At 72.1% G+C, this 15,908-nt stretch carries 13 protein-coding genes; 7 read left to right on the top strand and 6 right to left on the bottom strand.

Annotated elements, in window-relative coordinates:
- Positions 1-68: 68 nt before the first annotated feature.
- Positions 69-983 (top strand): AEC family transporter, encoded by a 915-nt coding sequence (locus tag ACO06A_RS05730; RefSeq protein ID WP_421735075.1) that lies wholly within the window; start codon positions 69-71, stop codon positions 981-983.
- A gap of 3 nt (positions 984-986) precedes the next feature.
- On the opposite strand, the gene ACO06A_RS05735 is transcribed toward ACO06A_RS05730, so the two are convergent.
- The 5 genes from ACO06A_RS05735 to ACO06A_RS05755 form a co-directional block, all read right to left on the bottom strand.
- Positions 987-1,661, bottom strand: a complete 675-nt coding sequence (locus ACO06A_RS05735; protein WP_421735076.1) for a class II aldolase/adducin family protein — start codon at positions 1,659-1,661, stop codon at positions 987-989.
- A gap of 196 nt (positions 1,662-1,857) precedes the next feature.
- Positions 1,858-3,309, bottom strand: coding sequence for a rhamnulokinase (locus ACO06A_RS05740; protein ID WP_421735077.1), 1,452 nt, complete (start codon positions 3,307-3,309; stop codon positions 1,858-1,860).
- Positions 3,306-5,333: a bifunctional aldolase/short-chain dehydrogenase gene (locus tag ACO06A_RS05745; protein ID WP_421735078.1), complete on the bottom strand. Its 2,028-nt coding sequence runs from the start codon at positions 5,331-5,333 to the stop codon at positions 3,306-3,308. The genes ACO06A_RS05740 and ACO06A_RS05745 overlap by 4 nt, the downstream gene beginning before the upstream one ends.
- Positions 5,330-6,484, bottom strand: a complete 1,155-nt coding sequence (gene rhaI, locus ACO06A_RS05750) for an L-rhamnose isomerase (protein WP_421735079.1) — start codon at positions 6,482-6,484, stop codon at positions 5,330-5,332. The genes ACO06A_RS05745 and rhaI overlap by 4 nt, the downstream gene beginning before the upstream one ends.
- Entirely contained in the window at positions 6,481-6,846 is a 366-nt protein-coding gene (locus ACO06A_RS05755) for an L-rhamnose mutarotase (protein ID WP_421735080.1), read from the bottom strand. Before ACO06A_RS05755 ends, rhaI begins: the two co-directional genes overlap by 4 nt.
- Before the next feature lie 304 nt (positions 6,847-7,150).
- Between ACO06A_RS05755 and ACO06A_RS05760 the strand changes: the two genes are divergently transcribed.
- From ACO06A_RS05760 to ACO06A_RS05775, 4 genes are all read left to right on the top strand, one after another.
- Complete coding sequence (locus ACO06A_RS05760; RefSeq protein WP_421735081.1) at positions 7,151-8,197, top strand: LacI family DNA-binding transcriptional regulator; 1,047 nt, start codon at positions 7,151-7,153, stop codon at positions 8,195-8,197.
- Positions 8,198-8,455: 258 nt separating this feature from the next.
- A complete protein-coding gene (locus tag ACO06A_RS05765; protein ID WP_421735082.1) occupies positions 8,456-9,571 on the top strand; it encodes a Gfo/Idh/MocA family protein in 1,116 nt (371 codons plus the stop codon).
- A gap of 194 nt (positions 9,572-9,765) precedes the next feature.
- Positions 9,766-10,620, top strand: coding sequence for a hypothetical protein (locus ACO06A_RS05770; RefSeq protein ID WP_421735083.1), 855 nt, complete (start codon positions 9,766-9,768; stop codon positions 10,618-10,620).
- Entirely contained in the window at positions 10,617-12,587 is a 1,971-nt protein-coding gene (locus tag ACO06A_RS05775) for a beta-galactosidase (protein WP_421735084.1), read from the top strand. The genes ACO06A_RS05770 and ACO06A_RS05775 overlap by 4 nt, the downstream gene beginning before the upstream one ends.
- On the opposite strand, the gene ACO06A_RS05780 is transcribed toward ACO06A_RS05775, so the two are convergent.
- A complete protein-coding gene (locus ACO06A_RS05780) occupies positions 12,584-13,678 on the bottom strand; it encodes a DNA glycosylase AlkZ-like family protein (protein ID WP_421735085.1) in 1,095 nt (364 codons plus the stop codon). The genes ACO06A_RS05775 and ACO06A_RS05780 overlap by 4 nt on opposite strands.
- Positions 13,679-13,748: 70 nt before the next feature.
- On the opposite strand from ACO06A_RS05780, the gene ACO06A_RS05785 reads away from it, so the two are divergent.
- Positions 13,749-14,684 carry an ABC transporter ATP-binding protein gene (locus ACO06A_RS05785; RefSeq protein ID WP_421735086.1) on the top strand — a complete coding sequence of 312 codons (936 nt, stop codon included), beginning with the start codon at positions 13,749-13,751 and terminating at the stop codon, positions 14,682-14,684.
- Positions 14,681-15,895, top strand: coding sequence for an ABC transporter permease (locus ACO06A_RS05790; RefSeq protein ID WP_421735087.1), 1,215 nt, complete (start codon positions 14,681-14,683; stop codon positions 15,893-15,895). The genes ACO06A_RS05785 and ACO06A_RS05790 overlap by 4 nt, the downstream gene beginning before the upstream one ends.
- The last annotated feature ends 13 nt before the right edge of the window (positions 15,896-15,908 follow it).

A 15,908-nucleotide genomic window follows, 5' to 3' on the forward strand; every position in this document is an offset into this window, starting at 1 on the left:
CGCTTTCCGACGATCACCGCCCGTGCGAGGATCGGGCCCGTGATCTCCCGACGCCCGCCGGTGGCCTGATGGGCGCCGTCGTCACCGCGCTCGGCACCATGGGGGTCGTCGTCGCGCTCGGCTGGCTGCTCGCCCGGCGCCGGGTGCTCGGGGAGCGTGCCGCGCCCGTGCTCGCCCGCGTGGTGTTCACCGTCGCGACGCCGGCGCTGCTGATCACGACCGTCGCGCATGCCGACCTGCACCTGCTGCTCTCGCGGACGGCGGTCGTCACCTGGACGTCCACGGCGGTCGTCGCGCTGGTGGCGGTCGTGGTCCTGCGCGTGGCGTGGCGCCGGCCGGCCGCCGACGTCACGGTCGGCACGCTGGCCTCCTCGTACGTGAACGCCGGCAACATCGGGCTGCCGCTGGCGGTGTACCTGCTCGACGACGCGGTCGCCGTGGTGCCGACGCTCCTGTTCCAGCTGCTGGTCCTGGCGCCGGTCGCGTTCGCGGTGCTCGACGCGCGCTCCGGTCCGCTCCGGGGCCGGACGGTGCTCCGCCGCACCCTGAGCAACCCGATCATCGTCGGCACGCTCGTCGGGCTGGTCCTGGCGGCGCTGCCGTGGGACCTGCCCGAGGTCGTCTACGAGCCGTTCCGGCTGATCGGTGCCGCCGCAGCACCGCTGGCGCTGCTGACGTTCGGCATGTCGCTGGCAGTGCCCCGCACGGTGGACACGGCGGCGCCGCGGCGCGACCTGGCCCTGGCCGTGGGCCTGCGCGCCGTGCTGCACCCCGTGCTGGCGTGGGGGCTCGGCACCGCGCTCGGCCTGCCCGCGCACGCGCTGCTCGCCGTCGTCGCGATGGCGTCGCTGCCTACCGCGCAGAACGTCCTCGTCTACGCGATGCAGTACCGGCACGGTGAGCCGCTCGCGCGCGACGCCGGGCTGATCACCACGATCCTGTGCGTGCCCGTGCTGCTGGTCGTCGCGGGCACGCTCGGCTGAGCGTCAGGGCAGGCGCGCGCCCTCGGGGATCTCGATGCGGTCGTAGGCCAGCACGTTCGGCACGCCGCCCGACAGGGTCGCGAGGTGGAGCACCTCGGCGTTCTCCTCGACCGCGACGGCCACCTTGAACGCGAGCTTGAGCGAGACGCCCACCGCGAGCAGGCCGTGGTTGGCCCACACGACCGCGTTGACGTCGTCGCCCATCAGCTCGGCGCTGCGCCGGCCGAAGTCGGCGTTGGTGGAGAACTCGAACGGCATGACCGGGATGGTGCCCTTGGCGTACAGGACCATGTTGAGCAGGACCGGGTCGATCTGCTTGCCGAGGACGCCGAGGACGTTCACGAACGTCGACTCGGTGTGCACGATCGCGCGGGCGTCGGGGCGGCGGCGGTAGTGGGCCAGGTGCACGGGCAGCTCGGTCGACGGGAGCAGGTCGCCCTCGAGCACCGTGCCGTCCATGGCGACGACGAGCATGTCCTCGGGCCGCAGCACGTCGTAGCGCACGTCGGACGGGGTGATGACGATCGCCTCGGTGCCGTCGTCGGCGGTGATCCGCACGCTGATGTTGCCCTGCGTGTTGAAGTTCAGTCCGCAGCGGACCGACTCGCGGCAGTAGTAGAGGATCTCCTCTCGCAGCTGCTCGCTCGCGAGCGAACGGACTGACGTGTCGATGCTCATGACACCCTCTCCACTGATCGATTGAATCCTTTCATCAGGATTCCGCGCAGAGTCACCCGCAGCGAGGGACCTTGGTCCCCGGGTTCGCCCGGCAGGTACCAGCACGATGGCGATGTCGACGCGCGGGCTCGTCCGCAGCGGTCCCGCGCGCCGGCATCCAGCTCACCGTCGAGGTGCGTCGAGGGGTCGTGCGCGACTACCGACCGTCGACCCTGCCCTCGGCGGCTGCCCACTGGCGGTCGGTCGGACCACCCGTCGCGCCCGGCTGGTAGCGCCGCAGGTCCAGCCCGCGGGCGCCCACCGCCCGCAGGTCCGCGAGGCTCCCGGACAGCACGCCCGCGGCCCGCGCCTGCACCAGCACGTTGCCCAGCGCGGCCCCCTCGACCGGCCCCGCGACCACCGGCAGCCCGGTCGCGTCGGCGGTGAGCTGGCAGAGCAGCTCGTTGCGGACTCCCCCGCCGACCACGTGCACCACGTCGATGGAACGGCCGGCCAGGTCAGCCGCCTGCCGGACCGCCCGCCGGTAGGCCAGCGCGAGCGAGTCGAGGATGCAGCGCACCGTCTCGGCCTGCGACTGCGGGGGTGTCTGACCCGTGCGGGCGGCCTCGGCCGCGATGCGGGAGGGCATGTCGCCGGGCGGCAGGAACGCCGGTCCGTCGAGGTCGACCACCGTGGTCAGGGCCGGGACGCGCGCGGCGGCCGCGAGCAGGTCCGGCAGGTCGGCGGGCAGGCCGGCCTCGTTCCACGTGCGGATCGACTCCTGGAGCACCCACAGGCCCATCACGTTGCGCAGGTAGCGGACCGTGCCGTCGACGCCGGCCTCGTTGGTGAAGTTGGCTGCCCGGCTCGCCTCGGTGAGCACCGGACGGTCCAGCTCGAGGCCGACCAGCGACCAGGTGCCGCAGGAGATGTACGCGAAGTCGGCGCCCGTGGCGGGGACCGCGACGACGGCCGAGGCGGTGTCGTGCGAGCCGACCGTCCACACCGGGACCTCGCCGAGGAGCGTCGTGTGGCCCAGCAGCTCACCGGCGTCGCGCAGCGGGGGCAGCAGGCCCTCCGCGATGCCGAGGGCGGCCGCCACGTCGAGCGCCCACGTCCGGGTGGTCGCGTCCAGCAGGCCGGTGGTCGAGGCGTTGGTCACCTCGGCCACCCGCACGCCGGTCAGCCAGTAGCCGAGCAGGTCCGGGACCAGCAGCATCCCGCGGGCCGACGCCAGCGCCGCGGTGCCCTGCGCGGCGACCAGCTGGAACACGGTGTTGAACGGCTGCACCTGTAGGCCCGTGCGGGCGTAGAGCTCGGGCGCGGGGATCGTCGCGAAGACCGTGTCCGGCACCCCGTCGGTCCGCGCGTCCCGGTAGTGGAACGGGTTCCCGAGCAGCTCGCCGTCGGCGTCGAGCAGCCCGTAGTCGACCGCCCACGAGTCGATGCCGACGCCGTCCAGCGCCCCGACCTCGCGCGTGGCAGCACGCAGCCCGTCGAGGATCCCCCGGTACAGGCCGAGCACGTCCCAGTGCAACGCGCCGCCCACCCGGACCGGCCCGTTGGGGAACCGGTTGACCTCGTGCAGGTCGACGCGGTCGCCGCCGACCGACCCGACGATGACTCGCCCGGAGGACGCGCCCAGGTCGACGGCGGCGAACGCGCTCATCGCAGGAAGGCTGCGGCGACGCCGGAGTCGACCGGGACGTGCAGGCCGGTGGTCTGCACCAGGTCGGGGCCGGTCAGGGCGAACACCGCGGCGGCGACGTGCTCGGGCAGGACCTCCCGCTTGAGCAGCGTCCGCTGGGCGTAGTACGCACCCAGCTCGGACTCCGGCACGCCGTAGGTGGCCGCGCGCTGGGCGCCCCAGCCGCCGGCGAAGATCCCCGAGCCGCGCACGACGCCGTCGGGGTTGACCCCGTTGACCCGGATCCCGTGCCCGCCCAGCTCCGCGGCCAGCAGCCGGACCTGGTGGGCCTGATCGGCCTTGGTCGCCGAGTACGCGATGTTGTTCGGGCCCGCGAACAGCGAGTTCTTCGAGGCGATGTACACGATGTCGCCGCCCATGTCCTGGGCGATCATCGCCCGGGCCGCCTCACGGGCAACCAGGAACGAGCCGCGCGCCATCACGTCGTGCTGCAGGTCCCAGTCCCTGGCGGTGGTCTCCAGCAGCGGCTTGGAGATCGACAGCCCGGCGTTGTTCACCACCAGGTCGATGCCGCCGAACGCCAGCACGGTCTCCGCGATCAGCCGCGCGATGTCCTCCTCGGACGTCACGTCCGCCTGCACGGCGACGGCCACGTCGGGTCCGCCCAGCGACGCGGCAACCTCGGTGGCCCCCTCCAGGTTCAGGTCGGCGACCACGACGCACGCCCCCTCGGCGGCGAGCCGCTCGGCGATCGCGCGGCCGATGCCCGACCCGGCCCCGGTCACCACGGCGACGCGGGTGGCCAGCGGCTTGGGCTTCGGCATGCGCGAGAGCTTGGCCTCCTCCAGCGCCCAGTACTCGATGCGGAACTTCTCCGCCTCGTCGATCGGCACGTAGGTGGAGATCGCCTCCGCGCCGCGCATCACGTTGATCGCGTTGACGTAGAACTCCCCGGCCACGCGTGCGGTCTGCTTGTCCTTGCCGAACGAGAACATCCCCACGCCCGGGACCAGCACGATCGCCGGGTCCGCGCCGCGGATCGCCGGGCTGTCCGGGGTGGCGTTACGGTCGTAGTAGGCCTGGTAGTCGGCCCGGTAGGTGGCGTGCAGCTCCTTGAGCCGGCCCACCACCTCCTCGATCGGCGCGTCGGCGGGCAGGTCCACCACCAGCGGCTTGACCTTGGTGCGCAGGAAGTGGTCCGGGCAGGACGTGCCCAGCTCCGCCAGGCGCGGCAGGGCGGCACGGGACACGAAGTCCAGCACCACCTCGGAGTCGGTGTAGTGACCCACCTGCGGGCGGTCCGTCGAGGCCAGCCCCCGGATCACCGGCGCCAGCGCGGCCGCACGGGCGCGACGCTCGTCGTCGGGAAGCGGGGCGTCGACCACCTCACCGAACGGGTGCGGACCCGTCTTCGAGGCGATGAACTCCTCCGCGGTCCGCACGATCTGCAACGACCGCGCCTCGGCCTCGGCGGACGTGTCGCCCCACGCGGTGATGCCGTGCCCGCCCAGGATGCAGCCGATGGCCTGCGGGTTCGCGTCCTTGATCGCCGCGATGTCCAGCCCCAGCTGGAACCCGGGCCGGCGCCAGGGCACCCACACCACCGAGTCGCCGAACACCTGTCGGGTCAGCGCCTCACCGTCGGCGGCCGTCGCGAACGCGATGCCCGAGTCCGGGTGCAGGTGGTCCACGTGCGCGGCGTCGACCAGGGCGTGCATCGCCGTGTCGATCGACGGCGCCGCCCCGCCCTTGCCGTGCAGGCAGTAGTCGAACGCGGCGACCATCTCGTCCTCACGCTCGACGCCCGGGTACACGTCGACCAGCGCGCGCAGCCGGTCCAGGCGCAGCACGGCGAGGTTCTTCTGCGTCAGCGTGCCCAGGTCACCCCCGGACCCCTTCACCCAGAGCAGGTCCACGTCCTCACCCGTGACCGGGTCCGTCGCGGTGCCCTTGGCCGAGGTGTTCCCGCCCGCGTAGTTCGTCGTGCGCGGGTCCGCCCCGAGTCGGTTGGACCGTGCGACCAGCTCCTGCGCCACCGTGCTCATGCTCCCCACCCCGCCTGGGTGCCGCCGACGCGCTCGGCGACGATCGTCTCCGCGTAGCCCGAGGCCTTGTACGCCCGGATCGGGTCGGGGTCGAGCCCCTGCGACTCCCTCAGCTCCGCCAGGAGCGGCCGCACGTCCGTGTTGTACGCGTCCATGACCAGGCCGTTGGCGCCGAGCACGTCGCCGGCCGTCTGCGCCTCGAGCAGTGCCGCGGCGTCGACCAGGAGTGCCTTGGCCGTAGCCTCCTGCACGTTCATGACCGAGCGGATCTGCCCGGGGATCTTGGGCTCGATGTTGTGGCACTGGTCGAGCATGAAGTTGACGCCCGAGTCCGGAGCGAGCGCCCCCGACTGCACGATCTCGTGCATGATCCGGAACAGCTGGAACGGGTCCGCGGAGCCGACCATGAGGTCGTCGTCGGCGTAGAACCGCGAGTTGAAGTCGAACGCGCCGAGCCGTCCGGCGCGCAGCAGCTGGGCCACGATGAACTCGATGTTGGTGCCCGGCGCATGGTGCCCGGTGTCCAGCACGACGAACGCGCGGTCGCCGAGCGCCAGGCAGTGCAGCAGGGACGTGCCCCAGTCGGGGATGTCCATCGAGTAGAACGCGGGCTCGAAGAACTTGTACTCGAGGATCAGCCGGTGGTTCGGGTCCAGGGCCGCGTAGATCTCCGCCAGCGAGTCGGCGAGCCGGTCCTGGCGGGCGCGCAGCGAGTCCTGGCCGGGGTAGTTCAGGCCGTCCGGCAGCCAGATCTTCAGGTCGGTGGACCCCGTGGCGCGCATGACGTCGACGCACTGGAGGTGGTGCGCGATCGCCTTCTTGCGCACGTCCGCTGACGGGTGCGTGAGCGAGCCCAGCATGTAGTCGTCGTCCTGGAACAGGTTCGAGTTGATCGCCCCGATGGACACCCCGAGCCCGGCGGCGTGCGCGGCCAGGGCGTCGTAGTCGTCGACCAGGTCCCACGGGATGTGCAGGCTGACCCGCGGCGCGACGCCCGTGTACGTGTGCACCTGCGCGGCGTCGGCGATCTTCTCGTACGGGTCGCGGGGGACGCCCTGCTGCGCGAACACCTTGAACCGGGTGCCCGAGTTCCCGAACGCCCACGAGGGGAGCTCGATGGTCTGCTGCGCCAGCTGGTCGAAGATGGTCATGCGCGGAGCTCCTGTGGGTGGGTGGGGAGGCCGGCTGCGCGCAGCTGGTCCTCCAGGTGGAACACCTCGTCGAGGACGTGGAAGCCCTCGTCGGGGCTGCCGTCGGCGACGAAGAACTCGCTCATCTCGGCCTGCCAGCGCGGGTTGACCGCCGTGCGGGTCATGGCGTCCTGGGCGGCGGCGTAGTCGTCGGTGTCGAGGTAGCCGACGAGCAGCCCGTCCGGGGCGAGGAACAGCGAGTAGTCACGCCAGCCGGTGTCGCGCAGCGCCTCGAGCATCTCGGGCCACACGGCGGCGTGCCGGGACCGGTACTCGTCCAGCCGGTCCGGCCGGACGCGGGAGATGAAGCACACGCGGGTCATGCGGCTGCCTTTCGTCGCATCGCCTTTGAAACGATTCACGCACTCTATGTAAGCGTTTGCCAGTGTGTCAAGAGTCGCGTGCGCGCACACCCGGTCTCCGACATCTCCGCGGGGTCCGATTCCTGCACGGCCTCTCCCTCGAGGACTGTGAATCGATTCATTTCGCCGCACGGTACGCGCCCGGCTTCCGGCCCACAAGAGTCGTGACGTCGTCGTGATTCAGCGAGGCACCACGACGACCCCGGCGGAGGCAACTAGCATCGGGCCGCACACCCGGTGCGCCAGGGAGGGACGGTCGATGTCGATGTCGACGACGACACGGGGACGCGCGGAGCGCCGCCCGTCCATCACGGACGTCGCCAAGCGCGCAGGCGTGTCGGTCGGCACCGTCTCCAACGTGCTCAACCGCCCCGACCAGGTCAGCGACGCCACGCGCGACCGCGTCCTGGTGGCCATCGAGGAGCTCCAGTTCGTCCGCAACGCCTCGGCGCGGCAGCTGCGCGCGGGGACGATCCAGACGGTCGGCGCCATCGTGCTCGACATCGCGAACCCGTTCTTCACCGAGGTCGCCCGCGGGGTCGAGGACCGGCTCGCCGCCGACGAGTACACGCTCATGCTCAGCTCGTCCGACGAGGACCCCGAACGCGAGGCCCGGTACCTGCGGCTGTTCGAGGAGCACGGTGTGCAGGGCGTCATGGTCACCCCGTCGGCCGGCTCGCTGGACACCCTGCTGGCCCTGCGCGACCGCGGCATCGACGTCGTCCTGCTCGACACCACGTCCCCGGTCGACGACATCTCGTCGGTGGCGGTCGACGACGTGCGCGGCGGCGCCCTGGCGATCGAGCACCTGGTCAGCCTCGGGCACACCCGCATCGCGTTCATCAACGGACCGCTCACCATCAAGCAGTGCCACGACCGCCGCGACGGGGTGCTCGCCGCGCTGGCCGACGCCGGCCTCGACCCCGCCGACGCGCTTGTCGAGATCACGATCGGCTCCCTGAACGCCGACGGCGGCGAGGCCGGCATCAACGAGCTCTTCGCGCTCCCCGGCGACCGCCCGACCGCCCTGTTCTGCGTTAACGACCTCACCGCGCTGGGCGCCCTGCGCGCGCTGCGGGCGCACGGCGTGGCCATCCCCGCCGAGATGGCGGTCGTCGGCTACGACGACGTCGTCTTCGCGTCGATGCTCACCGTGCCCCTGACGTCCGTCCGCCAGCCGACCCACCAGCTGGGCTGGACCGCCGCGGACCTGCTCCTGCGCCAGCGGTCGGAGGGCGCGTCGTTCCTGCACCAGCGCGTCCAGTTCCAGCCGGAGCTGGTGGTCCGCGGCTCGTCGGACCCGTCGGCTTGAGACCCGCGCACCCAGCGCGAGAACGTGCGTCCGCCGCGAGACCGTGCGTTCGACCGCACGCTCTCGCGGGGAACGCACGATCTCATGCCTGCGGCGCCGGAGTCGTGAGGTTCCGACGAGGTCGTGGGTTGCAGCTGCCGACGTTGTCGGAAAGTCGCGATCTCGTCCGACCGTCGGGCGTCGCCGCTGCCGGCCACTGATGGACGGATCGGCAGGCAAGCGCTTACCGTGGCAGCCTCACCACGCAAGGGAGCTGACGTGACGGAGTTGTCGCAGGGCCTGCTGAGGGTCGCCATCGTCGGGACGGGGGCGATCGCGCACGCGCACGCCACGGTGCTCGCCGCCGACCCGCTGGCGTCGGTCGTCGCGGTCGCGGACCCCAGCCCCGCCGTCCGGGACGCGTTCGCCGACCAGTTCGGGGTCCACGGCCGCTACAACAGCCTCGACGACCTGCTCGCAGCCGAGTCCGTCGACGTCGTGCACCTGTGCACCCCGCCCGGCCTGCACAAGGACCAGGCGATCGCCGCCCTGCGCGCCGGAGCCCATGTGGTCTGCGAGAAGCCGCCGGTCCTGTCGCTGGCAGACCTGGACGCGGTGCTCGAGGTCGCCCACGAGGTCGGCCGCGAGTACGCGGTCGTGTTCCAGCAGCGCACCGGGACGGCCGTCGGCCACGTGCAGCGCCTGCTGGCGGACGGCACGCTCGGGCGACCGCTCGTCGGCGTCTGCCACACGCTCTGGTACCGCAAGCAGGAGGACTACTACGCGGTGCCGTGGCGCGGGAAGTGGGCGACGGAGGGCGGCGGACCGCTGCTCGGGCTCGGCATCCACCAGCTCGACCTGCTCGGGTTCCTGCTGGGCGAGTGGGCCGAGGTCGACGCCCGCGCGTTCCGCCTGGACCGGGACCTGGAGACCGAGGACACGTCGACGGCCGTGATCCGGTTCGCCAACGACGCGATCGTGTCGGTGCTGACCACCGCGCTCGCCCCGCGGCAGACCAGCTACGTGCGGGTCGACACGACGCTCGGCACGGTCGAGGTCGAGCACCTGTACGGGCACGACGCCCGCTCGTGGCGCCTCACCCCCGCGCCCGACCGGACCGGCGGAGAGCCGTCGGAGGCGCCGGCGTCGTGGACCCTGCCCGCCGACGACGAGCCCTCCGGCCACACCCCGTTGCTCCGCGCGGTCTACCAGGCGCTCCGCGCGGGCGAGCCGTTGCCGCCGGTCGCCGCGGAGCCGCACCGGTCGCTCGAGCTGGTCACCGCGATCTACGCGTCGGCGTCGCTGGGCCGCCCGGTCACCAAGGCGGACCTGGCCCCGGGCAGCGAGCTCCGCAACGGCTTCCTGCACGGCATCGAAGACCTCCGCCCCGCATGACATCGGACACCACCTCCGCAGCGTCCGAGCAAGCGGCTGCCCGAGCAACCACAACCTCGGACGCACCGGCTCCCACTCCCGCAACGTCCGAGGATGTGAGCGCTGGAGCAGCCACTTCCTCGGACGCACGCACTTCACGGGTCGCACCCGATCCCCTGTTCACCGACCCCCTCGGCGCGCCCACCGATCCCACCGTGGTCGAGGGGCCCGACGGGACCTGGTGGCTGTTCGCGACGCAGCGGCGCGTGCACGACGACGGTCCAGGCGTCCGCTGGGTGCACGGGACCGACATCGCGGTCGCGACGAGCACCGACGGTGGGCTGACCTGGACGCACCGCGGGGTCGTCGACGGACTGGACCCTGGAGAAGGCCGTAACACCCTCTGGGCACCCGAGGTGGTGTTCGCCGAGGGCAGGTTCCAGATGTTCGTCAGCTACATCACCGGCGCGCCGGAGCAGTGGGCCGGCCACGAGCGCCACATCCTGCACCACGTGTCGGACGACCTGGTGACGTGGGAGTACCGCGGGGTCGTTCCGCTGGGCTCGGACTACGTCATCGACGCCTGCGTCGCACCGACCGAGACCGGCTACCGCATGTGGTTCAAGGACGAGGCGGTGGGCTCGACGACCTGGTGCGCAGATTCCGACGACCTGGAGACCTGGGGGCCGTCACGGCCCGTCATCGAGGGTCGACCGCACGAGGGGCCGAACGTGTTCACGCTCGGCGGGTGGCACTGGATGATCGTCGACGAGTGGCGCGGGCAGGCCGTGTACCGGTCCGACGACCTGGCGCGATGGACCCCCGACGGCCACGTCCTGGTCGACCCGCGCGGGCACCACGCGGACGTCGTCACCACCGACGACGAGGCCTGGATCTTCTACTTCACGCACGACGTGTCCCCGTTCGGGGACACCGGCGCCGGCGAGGACCCGGCGACACGGCGGGCCGTCGTGCGCGTCGCGGTGGCCCGCGTCGTCGACGGCCACCTGGTGTGCGACCCCGACGAACCCGTTCAGCTAGACCTCCGACGAGCAACGAGGACCCGATGATCCAGTACGGCGGCGACTACAACCCCGAGCAGTGGCCCCTGGCCACCCGCATCGAGGACGTGGAGCTCATGAAGGAGGCCGGCGTCACGCTGGTCAGCGTCGGCATCTTCAGCTGGGCGCAGCTGGAGCCGCGCGAGGGGTCGTACGACTTCGCGTGGCTGGACGACGTCCTCGATCGGCTCCACGACGCCGGCATCAAGGTCACGCTGGCGACCGCGACCGCGAGCCCGCCGCCGTGGCTGACTCGCAAGCACCCCGAGTTCCTGCCCGTGCTGGCGGACGGCACGGTGCTCCACCCGGGCGGCCGGCAGGCGTACCGGGTCTCCTCGGCGGCGTACCGCGAGTACGTGCTGCGCATGACGCGCACGATGGCCGAGCGCTACGGCACCCACCCGGCGCTCGCCCTCTGGCACGTCGACAACGAGCTGGGCTGCCACGTCCCGCACGACTTCTCCGACGACGCCGCGGCCGCGTTCCGGCGCTGGCTGTCCGAGAGGTACGGCACGGTCGACGCGCTCAATGCCGCCTGGGGCACCGCCTTCTGGTCGCAGCGGTACGACGACTTCGAGGAGGTGCTGCCCCCGCGCAGCGCACCCACGTACCCGAACCCCACGCAGCAGCTGGACTTCGCCCGGTTCAGCTCCGACGAGCTGCTGGTGCACTACCGCGCGCTCCGGGACGTGCTGCGCGAGGTCACCCCGGACGTGCCGACGACCACCAACCTCATGCTCTCCACGGGCACCAAGTGGATGGACTACTTCTCCTGGGCGGACGACCTCGACGTCATCGCCAACGACCACTACACGCGCGCCCACGACCCGGAGGCGCACGTCGAGCTGGCGTTCAGCGCCGACCTCACGCGCGGGGTGGCCGGCGGCGAGCCGTGGATGCTCATGGAGCACTCGACCAGCGCGGTGAACTGGCAGCCACGCAACCGCACCAAGCGACCGGGCGAGATGCTCCGGCACTCGCTGGCGCACGTGGCCCGCGGCGCCGACGCGGTGATGTTCTTCCAGTGGCGCCAGTCCGCCGCGGGCGCGGAGAAGTTCCACTCGGCGATGCTCCCGCACGCGGGCACCGACTCCGAGGTGTGGCGGAACACGGTGGCGCTCGGCGACGCGCTCAAGGCCCTGAGCGAGATCGAAGGGTCACGCGTCCGGGCGCAGGCCGCGATCGTCTTCGACTACCCCGCCTGGTGGGGCACCGAGCTCGACAGCCACCCGTCCACCGCGGTGACGTACCCGGACCGGGTGCTGGCGCACTACCGCGCGCTGTGGCAGCGGAACATCACGGTCGACATCGTGCGTCCGTCCGCGGACCTGTCGGGGTACTCGCTCGTCGTCGTCCCGACGCTCTACCTGGTCACCGACGCCGACGCGGCCAACATCGCACGGGCCGCCGAGAACGGGGCGTCCGTGCTGGTCACGTACTTCTCGGGCATCGCCGACGAGAACGACCACGTCCGCCTGGGCGGCTACCCGGGTGCGTTCCGGGAGCTGCTGGGCGTGCGGAGCGAGGAGATCTGGGCGCTCCAGGACGGCGAGATCCTCACGCTCGACGACGGGACCAGTGCCGACGTCTGGTCGGAGCAGACGCACCTGTCGCCCGGGACGTCCGCGGTGCGCACCTACGCCGACGGCGACCTCGCGGGCTGGCCCGCGCTCACCCGCCGACCGGTCGGCTCCGGTGCCGCCTGGTACCTGGCCACCCGGCTCGACGCCGACGGGCTGCAGGGGGTCACGGACGCACTGATTGCCGAGGCGGGCCTGTCCCCCGCTCTGGCCGGTGTCGAGGCCGTCCGCCGGTTCGCCGACGACGGCCGGTCGTGGCTGTTCGTCCTCAACCACACGGTCGACGAGGTCACGGTGCCGGCGTCGGGACACGAGCTGCTGCGCGACGAGCCGGTGTCCGGCGGGACGTTCGTCGTCGCGCCCGGCGGGGTCGCTGTGGTGCGCGAAGGGGTCTAGCGGGCCAGGTCCAGCTCCAGCCACCGCGCGAGGTCGTCGATCTCCCGGTCGACGGCCGCGCGCGCGTCGGGCGTCCACGGCTCGTCCTCGTGCACGGCGTGGACGCGCAGCACGCCGGCCCTCACGTCCGCCGTGGCGTCGAGCTTGCCCACCAGCCGGTCGCCGACCAGCACCGGGAGCGCGAAGTAGCCCCAGCGCCGCGCGGCCGCCGGCTTGTACATCTCGAGGATGTAGTCGAACTCGAAGACGTCCGTCATGCGCTTGCGGTCGTACAGGAGCAGGTCGAGCGGGGACAGCAGCGCCGCTCGACCCTCGAACGGCAGGTCCAGCTGCGCGGGGTCGACACGCCACTCGCCTCGGACACCCTCGATGACGGCGGGCTCCCCCACGTCCCGGACGTCCAGCGGCTCCACCGGCTGCTCAGGCCCCTTCGGCCGCGCGATGCCGAGCGCCGCGAGCCGGCGCTCGTCGCGGATCCGGTACGCCTCCTCGAGCGGCACCGGCGGGTCCGGCGGGTAGACGCGCTCCGCCAGGTCCCAGAGCCGATCGCGGCCGGTGCCCCCGGCGGGTGCGACGTCGCCCATCTGCACCATGAGGCCGAGCAGCATGGTGACGTTGCGGTTGTTGTTCCAGCCGGAGGACTTCCACGGCCGCACGCAGGTGTCGGGGAGCTCGCTGATCGGCAGCGGCCCGTCGGCGCGCAGCAGCTCCAGGATGTCCTGGCGGCAGGCCTCGTTGTCCGCGACCCACTGCCGGTTGCCGTGCTGCCAGTCCTTCACCCGCGCGCCGGTGCCGGGCCAGACGGCCATCTCCGCGCGGTAGAGCGCGAGGTCCTCGGCCACCCGCAGCATGCCGCGGAACTCGATGATCGTCTGCTCGTCGAGGGCGTCGGCCAGCTCCTGCGGGTCGTACGACGAGCCCAGCCGGCTCCAGAGCACCAGGTCCGCGCTCGGAGCGACCGCGCTGGTCGGGTTCAGCTGGAGGAACGTCAGGGCGCGCACGGTCTCGTGCACGTCCGTCGGCCGGTCCGCGGTCAGCAGCTGGGCGCGCACAGCGATCCGGCGGGCGTCGGCACGGGAGAGGTGGTGCACCTTCCGCAGACTAGGACCGACCACCGACAGGGTGTCGCGGTGCGTCGGTGGTCTCTGTTTGGATCGACACATGTCCGCACTGGTGATGGAGTCCCTGAACAAGTCGTACGGCGACCTTCGCGCGCTGCGGGACCTGTCCATGGAGGTGCGTGCCGGCGAGATCGTCGGGTTCGTGGGCTCCAACGGCGCAGGCAAGTCGACGGCGATGCGGATCGTGCTCGGCGTGCTGGGAGCCGACTCCGGCGAGGTGCGCTGGGACGGCAAGCCGGTCGACCTGGCCGTGCGGCGGCGCATCGGGTACATGCCCGAGGAGCGCGGCCTCTACCCGCGCATGAAGGTGAGCGACCAGCTGGTCTACCTGGCCAGGCTGCACGGGCTGTCGACCGCGTCGGCCAAGGCCGCGATGGAGCAGTGGACCGAGGTGCTCGGCATCGCGGAGCGCCGCGGCGACGAGATCCTCAAGCTCTCACTGGGCAACCAGCAGCGCGTGCAGCTGGCCGCGGCCCTCGTGCACTCCCCGGACATCCTGGTGCTCGACGAGCCGTTCTCCGGCCTGGACCCCGTGGCGGTCGACGTGATGAGCGGCGTGCTGCGCGACCAGGCTGCGGCCGGGGTGCCGGTGCTCTTCTCGTCGCACCAGCTCGAGCTGGTCGAGGCGCTGTGCGACCGCGTCGGGATCATCAAGACAGGGTCGCTGGTGGCCTTCGGCGGGATCGAGGAGCTGCGCCGGACCGACGACCGGCGGTGGCTGGTGGACGGGCCGCCGGCGGGATCGTGGCTCTCCGCGGTGCCGTCGGCACGCCTGGTCTCCCACGAGGGGTCCCGGTCGGTGGTCGAGGTGCAAGGACAGGCCGACGACGGCGTCGACCAGGAGCTCCTGCGGGCAGCCCTGGTGGCCGGGGCGGTGCACGAGTTCAGCCTGCTGCGGCCGTCCCTGACCGAGCTGTACCGGCACGTGGTCAGCACGGACTCCGTCGCGACCGAGCGCGAGACGGTGTCCGCATGAGCGCGCGACCGACCCTCGTCGAGATCTCCGACGGCGCGGCGGTGCGCCTGGTCGCCGGGCGGGAGATCAGCACGCGGTTCCGCTCCAAGGCGTTCATCTGGACGACGATCGCGCTGGTCGCGGCCGTGGTGCTCGGCGGCGTCCTGCTCAACCTCGTCAGCTCGCAGTCCGACACGACGCAGCACGTCGGCGTGCTGCCCGAGGCGGCGGCGGTCTCCGAGCAGCTGGTGGCCACCGGGGCCGTCACCGGCACGACGGTCGAGACGCAGGAGGTGGCGTCCTCCGACGACGGCGAGGCGCTGCTCAAGGACGGCACGATCGACGCGCTCGTGACCTCCACCGACCCGCTGGCCGTGGTGGTGCACACCGAGCTTCCCGACCGGCTGGCCCCCGTCTTCGCGTCGCTGGCGCAGCAGGAGGCGCTGTCGTCGGCGGTCACCGACCTGGGCGGCGACCCGGGCGAGGTCGGCCGCGAGATCGCGCAGGCGACACCGGACGTCACCGCGCTGGAGCCGGAGCCCGAGCAGGACAGCGCCCAGATCGTCGCCGGCTTCGTCGCCGGGATCCTGCTGTTCATCTCCCTCATGACCGCGGGCCAGCTGGTGGCTCAGGGAGTCGTCGAGGAGAAGGCGTCGCGCGTCGTCGAGCTGCTGCTGGCCACCGTGCGGCCGTGGCAGCTGATGGCCGGCAAGGTGCTGGGCATCGGCGTGATCGGGCTCATCCAGGTGGTGCTCGTCGTCGGCGCAGGCGCCGGGACCGCACTGGCCCTCGGTCTCGTCGACACCAGCTCGATCGACCTGGGCGCGACCGCGCTGTGGGTGGTGATCTGGTTCGTCGTCGGCTTCACCATGTATGCGCTCGCGCTCGGTGCGCTCGCCGCGCTGGTCTCGCGGCAGGAGGACGTCGGCTCGGTGACCGCGCCGGTGCTGGCGCTGATGATGATCCCGTACCTGATCGGCGTGAGCATCGCGCCCTGGGACCCGACGAACCCGCTGGTCGTCTGGCTGTCGTTCGTCCCGTTCTGCTCACCCCTGCTCATGCCGATGCGGATCGCCCTCGGCGAGGTCGAGGCGTGGGAGGTCGCGCTGGCCCTCGGGCTGTCGCTCGCCCTGATCCCCGTGCTCGTCTGGCTGGCCGGACGCATCTACTCCCACGCGGTGCTGCGCAGCGGCGGGCGGATCAAGCTCAAGGACGCACTGACAGGGTCGTAAGTGATCGCGCAGG

This window comes from Cellulomonas sp., assembly GCF_965229465.1.
Taxonomy (GTDB): domain Bacteria; phylum Actinomycetota; class Actinomycetes; order Actinomycetales; family Cellulomonadaceae; genus Cellulomonas.

What these genes read in the sequence shown, in the direction of transcription:
- ACO06A_RS05735 (WP_421735076.1), bottom strand. Translation starts at nt 1,661, where the DNA reads ATGAGCATCGACACGTCAGTCCGTTCGCTCGCGAGCGAGCAGCTGCGA.
- ACO06A_RS05760 (WP_421735081.1), top strand. Translation starts at nt 7,151, where the DNA reads ATGTCGACGACGACACGGGGACGCGCGGAGCGCCGCCCGTCCATCACG.
- ACO06A_RS05775 (WP_421735084.1), top strand. Translation starts at nt 10,617, where the DNA reads ATGATCCAGTACGGCGGCGACTACAACCCCGAGCAGTGGCCCCTGGCC.
- ACO06A_RS05730 (WP_421735075.1), top strand. Translation starts at nt 69, where the DNA reads ATGGGCGCCGTCGTCACCGCGCTCGGCACCATGGGGGTCGTCGTCGCG.
- rhaI (WP_421735079.1), bottom strand. Translation starts at nt 6,484, where the DNA reads ATGACCATCTTCGACCAGCTGGCGCAGCAGACCATCGAGCTCCCCTCG.
- ACO06A_RS05785 (WP_421735086.1), top strand. Translation starts at nt 13,749, where the DNA reads ATGTCCGCACTGGTGATGGAGTCCCTGAACAAGTCGTACGGCGACCTT.
- ACO06A_RS05745 (WP_421735078.1), bottom strand. Translation starts at nt 5,333, where the DNA reads ATGAGCACGGTGGCGCAGGAGCTGGTCGCACGGTCCAACCGACTCGGG.
- ACO06A_RS05790 (WP_421735087.1), top strand. Translation starts at nt 14,681, where the DNA reads ATGAGCGCGCGACCGACCCTCGTCGAGATCTCCGACGGCGCGGCGGTG.
- ACO06A_RS05740 (WP_421735077.1), bottom strand. Translation starts at nt 3,309, where the DNA reads ATGAGCGCGTTCGCCGCCGTCGACCTGGGCGCGTCCTCCGGGCGAGTC.
- ACO06A_RS05755 (WP_421735080.1), bottom strand. Translation starts at nt 6,846, where the DNA reads ATGACCCGCGTGTGCTTCATCTCCCGCGTCCGGCCGGACCGGCTGGAC.